At 62.1% G+C, this 9,456-nt stretch carries 7 protein-coding genes; 4 read left to right on the plus strand and 3 right to left on the minus strand.

Annotated elements, in window-relative coordinates:
• Positions 1-283 precede the first annotated feature (283 nt).
• The gene (locus tag NZM16_RS09545; protein ID WP_295480145.1) at positions 284-1,372 is read right to left on the minus strand and encodes a hypothetical protein; all 1,089 of its coding nucleotides are present in this window, start codon (positions 1,370-1,372) and stop codon (positions 284-286) included.
• Positions 1,373-1,820: 448 nt separating this feature from the next.
• Here NZM16_RS09545 and NZM16_RS09550 point away from each other — a divergent pair, with 448 nt between their 5' ends.
• From NZM16_RS09550 to NZM16_RS09560, 3 genes are all read left to right on the plus strand, one after another.
• Positions 1,821-2,594 (plus strand): hypothetical protein, encoded by a 774-nt coding sequence (locus NZM16_RS09550; protein WP_295480147.1) that lies wholly within the window; start codon positions 1,821-1,823, stop codon positions 2,592-2,594.
• Between the two features lie 606 nt (positions 2,595-3,200).
• Complete coding sequence (locus tag NZM16_RS09555) at positions 3,201-4,964, plus strand: ABC transporter ATP-binding protein (protein WP_295448052.1); 1,764 nt, start codon at positions 3,201-3,203, stop codon at positions 4,962-4,964.
• Positions 4,961-5,773, plus strand: a complete 813-nt coding sequence (locus tag NZM16_RS09560) for an energy-coupling factor transporter transmembrane protein EcfT (protein ID WP_295480149.1) — start codon at positions 4,961-4,963, stop codon at positions 5,771-5,773. The genes NZM16_RS09555 and NZM16_RS09560 overlap by 4 nt, the downstream gene beginning before the upstream one ends.
• Positions 5,774-5,968: 195 nt before the next feature.
• Here the strand turns inward: NZM16_RS09560 and NZM16_RS09565 are convergent, their stop codons facing one another.
• A complete protein-coding gene (locus tag NZM16_RS09565) occupies positions 5,969-6,418 on the minus strand; it encodes a TadE/TadG family type IV pilus assembly protein (protein WP_295448058.1) in 450 nt (149 codons plus the stop codon).
• A gap of 177 nt (positions 6,419-6,595) precedes the next feature.
• Between NZM16_RS09565 and NZM16_RS09570 the strand changes: the two genes are divergently transcribed.
• Positions 6,596-8,644, plus strand: coding sequence for a glycoside hydrolase family 2 TIM barrel-domain containing protein (locus NZM16_RS09570; protein ID WP_295480151.1), 2,049 nt, complete (start codon positions 6,596-6,598; stop codon positions 8,642-8,644).
• Between the two features lie 296 nt (positions 8,645-8,940).
• Here NZM16_RS09570 and NZM16_RS09575 read toward each other — a convergent pair.
• On the minus strand, positions 8,941-9,456 hold a 516-nt coding region (locus tag NZM16_RS09575; RefSeq protein WP_295480153.1), incomplete at its 5' end, for a hypothetical protein.

The following is a 9,456-nucleotide window of genomic DNA, read 5'->3' on the forward strand; positions in this document are numbered from 1 at the left end:
CCTTTTATCGGATCCGCCCAGAAGGTTGTCCGTAGCGTGTTTCATGGTTGGAGGGATAGCCGAGGGCGTGCTATCCCACAGGCCAGCGAGGTCGTTGCCTTTCTGCATATTCATTTTATTCAACCCGGGGGTTACGCGGCGGCATGGAGAGGGGGATCAAAAAGATCTCAGCCCGCTGGGATTTTTCCGTGGTGCCCCGATCTTGGGGGCCGGGGAGGTCACCGTTGGCGGCCTCCCTGGCCCCAAACCCCCTCCTTATGGGGAGAGAGGAAGGGTTGTTTCCTCACAGGGGTTGCCAGGGGGCTGTAGGATCCTCCAGAGGGCGCCAGCGAGGGCCTTCCCGGGTATCCTGAACCTCGTATCCCAGCGCCTGGATCCGTTTGCGCAACGCATCGGCTGTCGCCCAGTCCCGTCGCTGTCGCGCCGCCTCCCGTTCCCGGATCAGGGCCACGACCTCCGGTGGCAGGATCGGTCGAGGGAAGCCGGGCGCTCCGGGCGGGGGCTGCGCTTCGATCGGCGGCGGGATCCGGATGTCCCCTAGCCAGGCCATGGGGAATGCTTCTCCAGCCTCCACCTCCCGTGTTCCATCCGCGCGTATGATCGTTACCCGACCCAGGCCCAGCACCTCGACGACCCCTTTCTGGAAATCAAACACCGCCATCGTATGTTCGTCGATACCTAAGATCACCACCTCCGGGGGGAGGAACCGACGCATCGCCTCAAATCGCTCGCGCCCCATAAAACACCGACTGGTGTCCACTTCTGCGCCGCCTTCCTGGTTATTCCAATGGGAAACAATGGCCAGCTGGAGGCCAAAGTCCCCGAACAGATCCAGGCCGCGCACCCAATGGGGGTCATGGCCGGCCTTATAAATCTCATAAACCGGGATCGCCCAGGCGCTGACGGCGATGGCCGCTGCGCTGGCCAGCCCCAGAGAGGCCCCCTGCCGATGGCGGGCCAGAAGATATCGCCAGGCCACGCTTCCCGACAGCTGTCGGATCGCATAAGTTGGGCTTCCCGGGCCCATAAAAATGTAATCCGCTTCGAGAAGAGGGGCGACCAGGTAGGGATCATCGGGACTGAGAGAGGTTCCCCGTTTGCGAGCCGGGATCACCAGGACGCGAGGACGAAACTCCATGAGGCGCTCCCGGATGAACTCCGCCACTCGTCCAGCCACCCGTGCGGAGTTCAACTCGAAACCGGCCGGGGTCTCCAACACGGCGACCTTCACCGGGGGCTCGAAATCCGCCATCGCCGCCGCATGTCCCCGCCGCCCGGCCGACGCGATCTCCCCGGAGCCGAACAATACGATCTTGCCGGGACGCGAAGCTTCCCCCGGGATCGGATGGGATGGAGCCCTGCAGAGATCCAATGCGTCTCCCCCCAGCGATGCCGTTCTCCAGCGTTCGGAATTTCAACGGGAGTTACGCCATTGGGGCCTGCCGAACCGGGCAGGATAAGTCCACCTTCTTGGCTTCCTCCGCCCCACGACCCAAAGGGCCGTGGGGCGGAGGAAGGATCTCTTTAGAGACGGAACAGGCACCTTCGACGCCGCCCCTGAAGCCTCCCGAGGAAGCGAACGACGTAACTCTTAATTCAGAATAACACGCTTCATACCATTCGACCACTTTTTGTCTTTCACGCCTTCGAAAATCATTTTAAAATCCCGACATCCAAGCTATTATCGATCAACATATACCCAAAAGTTAGATTGCAATTAAAAATGAGATCATTAGCATTATTCAATTTGACAGCATACGAAATTTATGATTTACTTAAAGTAAGATCAAATCTCGCTTTACGTCCTTCGGAGGTGGGCGATGAAGGAGACACGAGCGGGCATGCGGATTGCGGGGGCTTCCATCGCCTGGATTGTGCTGTATGGGGCCCTCTGCGGAGTGACCGCGCTGGTGCCGATTTTCCCCTATGTCGGCGGCGGAGGCTATGTGCCCCTTCAGAACGTGTTCTCCGCCATGGCTCCGTTGTTGCTGGGCCCTCTGGGAGGATTTGTCGCTGCCGTGCTGGGTGGATTGATCGGGATGTTCATCGCCCCAGCAGCCTTCCCTCTCCAACTGGTCGATGTGATCCTTACCGGCGCCCTGCCAGCTCTGTTCGTTGCCCTGGTCATTCACAACGATCGCTGGTGGAAGTATGCGGTGCCTCTGGCGGTGCTGGTGGGGATCTTCGGCACCCTGTTCCCCTTCTACGTGCCAGGCCCTGCGGCGGGATTCAGCTATCCGCCTCAGCCGACTCAGTTCCTCCTCGCAGGCTATTATTGGATCATCCCCCTGATCGTCCTGGCCACGCCGCTGGGCCGTCGCCTCTTCCCCACCTGGGCCCGATCCAGCGATCGACGGCTCCGCTACCTGGGCATCTTCTTCAGCTATTATATCGGCATGCTGCTCTGGTTCCTTCCCTGGTCCCTCCCCTACTGGTATGTCTTCAAATACGAAGTCGCTCTGGGGATCGCCACCTACATTGGATATACGTGGTGGGTGCCTGCCTTCGCGGCAGTGACCACGATCATCACCATCCCGCTCCTGGAAGCGCTGTCCCGGAGCGGTCTGCCCCGCATCCCCGATGCGCTGTGGTAAAATTCCCATCCGTCCGGGGATGGGAACCATTGTTGCATCCATCCTGATTTGGGATTTTCAGGGAAGGGCCATCGTCTTTTAGCGTGGCTTCTGTCTCTCAACCTCTATTCATAACGGGTCAAGGCCCTGGTGCTTTGTCCAACCCGGAACATGAGATTTTAGAGGACCGAAGCCCGTCCGGAAGGGGATTGACCCTTCCCCCTGAAATCGTTCAGGATCGGGGCTGGGAACCTTCGGCCCCCAGCCCCGATCCTGAAAACCCCCAGATCACAAAAGAAGCATCGTTGGAGGGTTGAGGCAGGATGCCTTAACCCCCGGTTCCCCGAAATTTGGATAAAGCCCCTTTCCGCCATCGGGCCCGGCCAGCGGCGCGTGATTTGAGCACGATCCTCTGCGATTGAATTACGCCGTTGAGGGCCTGCTGGAGGGAGCTGGATCGCCCTATCTATGGATCCCCCTCCCCACGATCCAAAGGGCCGTGGAGAGGGGGGATAAAATATTTTTGGGGCGGAACAGGACGCCGAAGACGCTCCGCTCCACCCCCAAAAGCCCTGAAAGGAGACAAACCGCGTAACTCCGAACTGGATTCAGCTAACGATGTCCGGAATGAATGAGATGAAAAACACGGATGCGATCGTGAAACTCCATGAGGTCACTTTTACTTATGAGGGGGGAGTTGTCGCCCTGCGGGACCTGAACCTGACCGTCCGGCGGGGGGAATTCGTCGTTGTCCTGGGCGCCAATGGGGCGGGGAAATCCACGCTCTGTTATCTGCTCAGCGGGATCATCCCCCACATTTACGGGGGTCGACGCACCGGGGAGGTTCAGGTTGCCGGACGCGATCCATGGGATGACCCCATCTATATCACCGCCCAGCGTTGTGGGGTCCTCCTCCAGGATCCCGAGATTCAACTCTTCATGCCCACCGTGCGGGCGGAAGTCGCCTTCGGGCCTGCCAATCTCCAGGTGCCCCGGGAGGAGATCGAACGCCGTGTGGCGGAAGCCCTGGCCCTGGTCCGGTTGGAAGGCCTGGAAGATCGCAACCCGCGGGATCTCTCCGGCGGGCAGAAGCAGCGCGCTGCCCTGGCCGCCGTGCTGGCGATGCATCCCCAAGTGCTGGTGCTGGACGAGCCCACTTCCCAACTGGATCCGCTGGGACGCTGGGAGGTCGTCCAGGCCCTCCATCGCCTGAAGGCCAGTCGGGATCTCACCATCATCATGACCACGCATGAAACCGATGAGGTGATGGATCTGGCGGACCAGGTCTGGGTTCTGGAGGAGGGTCGATGTGTCCTCGCGGGGACACCGGAGGAAGTTTTCGCGCAACCGGAACGGTTGGAGGCGGTGGGGGTGAAGCCGCCGACTTTAGCCCATGTCTGGATTCACATCGCCCGCCAGAGCGGAGCGCCGATCCTTGGGGATGGTCAGCGATTACGGGATCTGGATGTCGCTCAGGTCGCTCAACAAGCCGCAACCCTGCTCCGCCAGGGCCGGATCCGGCCACGCCCGCTTCCGGATTCCGTCCAACCCCCATCTCCTGCACGTCCCGCGGTGATCGAGGTGCAGGATCTGGTTTATCGTTATCCGGGTTATCCACCGGTGACCGCTTTAAAGGGAGTCAGCCTCACGGTTCGGGAAGGCGAATTCGTTGGGATCATCGGACAGAACGGTTCGGGGAAAAGCACGCTGGTGAAATGCATTGTCGGTCTGCTCCGACCTACAGCGGGCCAGGTGCGCGTGCTGGGCGAGGAGGTGCGGCGCCTTTCGGTGGGCCAGCTGGCCCGACGGGTTGGCCTGGTGCTTCAGAACCCGGATTACCAGCTCTTCACCATCTCCTCCCGCGAGGAAATCCTCTTCGGCCTGCGCAACCTGGGTATCCCCCGCGAAGAGGCGGAGATCCGGGTTCAGGAAGCCCTGCGCTGGGTAGGACTGGAAACGGAAGCAGAGATCTTTCCCTTCCGGCTCTCGTTCGGGGATCGACGGAAGCTGGCGGTGGCCGCTACCCTGGCCCTGGACCCTCAGATCCTCATCCTCGACGAGCCAACGACCGCCCAGGATCATCGGGGCCGCTATCAGCTGGCCGAGCTCGCCCGACGCTTCCGGGAAGAGAAGGGGCGGACCGTGATCATGATCACCCACGATATGGAACTGGTCGCTCGCTACGCGGAGCGGGTGATCGTGATGTGGGATGGACAGATCCTGCTCGATGGAACGCCGGAGGAGGTGTTCGGCCAGACCGAGCTGTTGCATCGCAGCTTTCTCCGTCCCCCCATCGCCCATGAGATCGCCCGGCAGCTTGCTGCTTTTGGAATCCCGCAGCGGGTGCTGACGACTCAGGATCTGTTGACAGTCCTGGGAGGTTGGCCGTGAACGTCCCGTTCCGTTACATTCAGCGTCAGACCATTGTCCATCGCCTGCATCCCTTTACCAAAATGATCTATGTCTTGCTCACTCTGTTGTTGATCCTGATCCCGCTTTATGACATCCGCCATCTCCCGGTGCTGCTGATCTGGCTCGGGCTATCGGCCGCGTTATGGGCGGCGGCGCGCATCGAGGTGGGGCGGTTCGCCGCCTTGCTGAAGATCCTGGCTGGCACCTTTATCTTCCTGATGCTGGCCCAGGGGTTCACTTACCGGCATGGGAAGACGGTTCTGATCAAGTTCGGGGATCTCCATTTCGGCGGCTCGAACGTGGGGGAACTGACGCTGGAGGGCGTTCAGCTGGGCTTCATGCTATCCGTGCGCATTTTAACAGCTGCTTCCTCGCTGCCCCTGCTGGTGATGACCACCTCGAACGCCGAGCTGATGGCGGCCATGAACCAGCTTCGCCTGCCCAAAGTGATGACGTTCATGTTCGTCAGCGCTCTCTCTTTCACCTCATTGATTTTCGAGATGTGGAACAACATCGTGGACGCCCAGAAACTCCGGGCCTTTGATATTGACCGGATGGAGCCGATCACCCGCCTGCGCAGGGCCTATGTGCCGATCATCACCCCCCTGATCCTGCTTCTCTTCCGCAAGGCCAACGATTTCCAGATCGCCCTGGAAACCAAGGGGTTCGGCTCACCTGGCCGTCCTACAGAGATCCAGACACTACAGATGAAACCCATTGATTTCCTGGCGATCGGGATCTTCGTGGCCGTCTTCATCCTGTGCAACCTATTACGTTTCCGCCTGTGAGCTTCTTCATCAAGGCAGTGCTCAACGACGAACCGGTTGGATGCCGTAACCGATGTCCTCTCTTCCCTGCATTCTCCTTTCATGAGGCCTGAAGGGTCTTGGGGAGAGGGGATCGATCCATTATCAAGGGCCGCGGTGCTTTGGAGTTGGGGCGAGGGGAGAACAAAGCGCGTAGGGCAGCGGGCCAAAGCCGTCTTACGGGTTCCTCGGCTTGGCCTCAAGGGCGATCTGGATGGCCTGGGCCCGGATGATCAGCTCAGGGCCCAGCATGGCCCGCATGATCGGGGTGATGATCGGCATGGTGTAAATCACCATGACGGTGATCGGATCGCCCTCATAAATCGCCGGGGTGGGCGAAAGTTGGTTCGGCGCGACGATCACCGCGATCCGGCTGGGGTCTACCAGGGAGAAGGGGATCCAGCGGGTCTCGCTCAGGGCGCGGGTGTAGGCCCGATACTGGACATTCTTGGGATCATCGCATCCGACTTCTGGATCGGCGTCCAGGGATAGAGGGCTACTGGGATTGAGACAATATGGGTTCACCGCCGCATATAAAGCCCCTTCGGCGGCAGCGTCATGGATGGCCAGCCAGACCACGAAGGACCGCCCCAGATCGATGAGCCCCATGACCAGCAGGAGCAACAAGGATCTGCACCTCCCTCTGAAAGATGGGGAACATGGCTCGCTGCCTCCATCATCGGCCTCTTTAACCAGCTTTACCAGACCTTCGTAGAAGGCCTATAATCCATCCCCAGGGGCCAGGAGCCTGACAGCAATCCCAAGAGAGACCATCCGGCCACATCCCGATCTGGAGGAGCTCCTATGCGCGCCATGTTTCTTCCACATCCGGCGAAGTCCCCTGAGGAGCTGCCTGCTGAAGGCTGGCGCGAGGTATCCCTTCCCCACCAATGGACCCTGGACGGCATCGAGGCCGAAGTCGGATGGTATCGCTTGGATCTGCCCGCAGCGACCGGGGCGCGGCGCTGGGCTCAGGTGCTGGCCGATTATTTCGGCGAGGCCTGGGCGGATCGAAGACCTCTCGGAAGCCACGAGGGCTACTTCGAGCCCTGGTGGCTGGAGCTGCCCCGCGAGCCTCACACCCTGTGGCTGCGCGTGGCCGCTCCGAAGGAGCCCTACGGAACCGTGTGGCCGCGCCTGAAACGCCAGATCAAGGGGATCTTCGGCCAGCACGACTGCCGACCCGGCGGCGTCACGCCCCGCGGTCAGGAGAAGGGCACCGGTGGGCTGTGGGGCGGGATCACGGTTTTCGAAACCGGGCCGATCGCGTTGCTGCACGGGACCCCTTTCGCCTTCCCTCAGCCCAAGGGCTGGCGGCTCCAGGTGGAACTTGCCCTCGACACCCAGCAGGCAGGCCGATCGGAGATCCGCCTCTCGCTCCGCCCGGAGAATTTCCAGGGAGAGCCTCTGACCACCGTCCGCACGATCGACCTACCCCCGGGACGATCCTCGGTTTCCCTGATCTGGGATCTCCCGGATCTTCCGCGCTGGGAGATCTGGGAGCGGGGGTTTCCGCACCTTTACCGGCTGGAGGTTGCTCTGGACGATCGACGGCTTGAGGTTCCCCTGGGCTTTCGAACCCTCTCCCAGGAAGGCCCCTGGTTCCTCCTGAACGGCCGTCGGGTCTTCCTGCGGGGCACCAACATCATCCCGACCCAGTGGCTGGCCGCTTACACCCCCGAGGACGCCGCCCGCGATGTCCGGCTGCTGAAGGAGGCGAACCTCAACGCCGTCCGGGTGCACGCCCATCTGACCCATCCCGCTTTCTACGACGCATGCGATCGCGAGGGGATCCTGGTGTGGCAGGATTTCGCCCTCCAATGGGGCTATGCGGAAGATGAAGCCTTCGCCCAGGAGGCCGTGCGCCAGGCCCGGGCGATGGTGCGGCATTTCGGCGCTCATCCTTCGATCTTCCTCTGGTGCGCCCACAACGAACCCACCCACAACCGGCAAACCTTGGCTCCGGTAGTGGCCGCGACCCTCCGCGCCGCCGATCCCACCCGTCCGGTGAAAGAGGCCTCGGACTTCCGGGAGCACGCTTATCCCGGCTGGTATTGGGGACACTGGCGGGATTTCCAGGCGCTACCTGGGGCGCCGCTGCCCTCCGAGTTCGGCGCCCAGGCCCTCCCGCGCGCCGAGCTGCTCCGCCGGGCCCTGGGGGAGGACGCCTGGCCTCCTCGGTGGGAGACCTGGGTCTATCACAATTTCCAGCCCGAGCAAACCTTCCGCATCGCCGGGATCGAGATGGGCGAGAGCCTGGAAACGTTCGTGGAGAACAGCCAGCGCTATCAGGCCCGGCTGATCGAGTTCGCCGTTCACGCCTACCGGCGGGCGAAAGGCTCCATCGTCGGCTACTTCCACTTTATGTTTGTGGAACCGTGGGAAGGCATCACCTGGGCCGTGCTGGATGTGGAGCGGGTCCCCAAGCGAGGCTATTTCGCCCTCCAGCAGGCCTCCAGCCCGGTGCTCGTGTCGATCGTCCCGTATGTGGAACGGGGCGGGGTGGGCCAGCCGCCCTTCCGGGAGATATGGGTGATCTCGGATCTGGATCGACCGGCTTCCCTCCGGGTTTCCCTCCGCCTGGAAGGGCCCGTGTCGCTCCCTCTGGGCGAGATGACCGTGGATCTGGCGCCTCAGGAGGTCCGCTGCCTGATGAACGTGATGGAGCTCTTCGAGGCCCCGCTGGAGAGCCGGGAGGCGCTGGACGCGGCGGAGTCCATGATGCGGCAACTGCCTCCCGGTCGGTATCAGGTGATCGCCGAGGCCTGGGAGGGGGATCGCCTCTGGTCCCGGCATATCATCGAAATCGAATACCTGGAGCCGCTCGTGCGGGAGGAGGGAGGGTTCTGGTAAAGCGGATCCCTCTCTGTGCCCTGAACCTCTTCTCCGCTTTCGCTGGGGAGAAGGATGAAAACGGCGATCGGGACCGCGGCCTTCGGCCGCGCCCGACCCCATCTTGACGCGCCCTGGGCAACCAGAGCGATGGATCCGATGGGGCGCCTTCTCCCGAAGAGCAGGTAGGGCTCCTCCTTCCCTTCTCCCCCTTCCCCGAGGCCCCAAGGGTCTCGGGGAGGGGGGAGAAAACACCGTCTATCCCCGCAAGCGCAGGGACCATCTCCCGAACTTCGGGAGAGCCTGACGGGTTAAAGTTACCGACGATAAAGGACGCATGGGCCCATGCGGCCCACCGGGCGGAGATGGTGGGCCACGAAGTTTTCCACCTGGGCAGGCCGCAGGATCCAATCCCATTTCTCCCAGCACACCGTCCGGATCCGGCCCGTCCGGATCGCGGCGATCACCTCCTCCTGCCCGTGACGGCCAAAGGCAGTCGCCAGGGGGAGATCAAAAGGCGTTGGGTTACGCAGCCCCGTGAGCAGATAATAAAATCCTGCGAAACCATAAAGCAAGAACACCGGCTCCTCCTCGCGAAGGGAAGCCAGGGCGGCGATGTCCTGTCTCACGCCCTCCCGGAGACCCGGATCGATCAGCGCCCCCCGGAAGTGCGGAAGGTCCGATACCACCAACCGGCCCTGGAGAGCCCGTATCGGAACCCGGACGAGAACCGCCGTTAGCAGCCCGATCACGCCGATGGCCACGAGGCTTGCGGTCCCCCATCGGAATCCCCTTCCCCATCGATCCCCCAGCCGCGTCCAGCCTTCCGCCAG

The organism is Thermoflexus sp., from assembly GCF_025055495.1.
GTDB lineage: Bacteria > Chloroflexota > Anaerolineae > Thermoflexales > Thermoflexaceae > Thermoflexus.